This is a genomic window from Acinetobacter sichuanensis (assembly GCF_003024515.2).
GTDB classification, from domain to species: domain Bacteria; phylum Pseudomonadota; class Gammaproteobacteria; order Pseudomonadales; family Moraxellaceae; genus Acinetobacter; species Acinetobacter sichuanensis.
Genome location: NZ_PYIX02000222.1, coordinates 1 through 571, shown reverse-complemented (window position 1 = coordinate 571; position 571 = coordinate 1). Strand labels below are relative to the sequence as shown.

Below are 571 nucleotides of genomic sequence, written 5' to 3'. Positions count from 1 at the left end.
CGATGCAGCATCAAATCTTGCAACGCAATGGCATGGCTTAAAAATCAAAGGTATTGCACCTGAGCACCGAGCTTATGAGGATGCATTAAACAAATGTGCTGATGAGTTGGAAAAGGCTTTGCGAGGTGAGCGTGAATAACCCATTTCGTATTGGTGATAGCGTGATGCATGATGTTGAAGCATGGCAACAGCCAGCGAGTACGCTCACTGTGACATATATTAAAAATCTTGTAGTCGTAGCAGTGGACAAAAGTTTATTGGAAACTTTGGGTGCTTTACTTTGATTAAGCGAGATGGGAATGAATAACAAATTCAAGATAGGCGACCTTGTGCGAGTTGATACCTTGCCTGATGCACCACTCCGTGAAGTTTTAGGTGTGAGAGGTGATTTCATTTTAATCAACTTTGGAGGTTGGGAGGGATGGGTACAGGCTGGTGCATATGAGCTGATTTTGAGTAGTAAATTATGAGCAGCATTTCAGTTGCTGAGTATAAAAAATTATCTGGAAAACCACGGCGTACCAAGCGCCGTGTTGTTGTAAAGAAGGGGCGAGTTGTTAGTGAGGGTGAG

General features: G+C 43.3%; 2 protein-coding genes. Both read left to right on the top strand.

All coding sequences use genetic code 11. From position 1 onward, the window contains the following. Positions 1-131: 131 nt before the first annotated feature. Positions 132-284, top strand: a complete 153-nt coding sequence (locus tag C9E89_RS23650; RefSeq protein WP_171405226.1) for a hypothetical protein — start codon at positions 132-134, stop codon at positions 282-284. A gap of 15 nt (positions 285-299) precedes the next feature. Continuing rightward, positions 300-470 carry a hypothetical protein gene (locus C9E89_RS23645; RefSeq protein WP_171405205.1) on the top strand — a complete coding sequence of 57 codons (171 nt, stop codon included), beginning with the start codon at positions 300-302 and terminating at the stop codon, positions 468-470. Positions 471-571 lie beyond the last annotated feature (101 nt).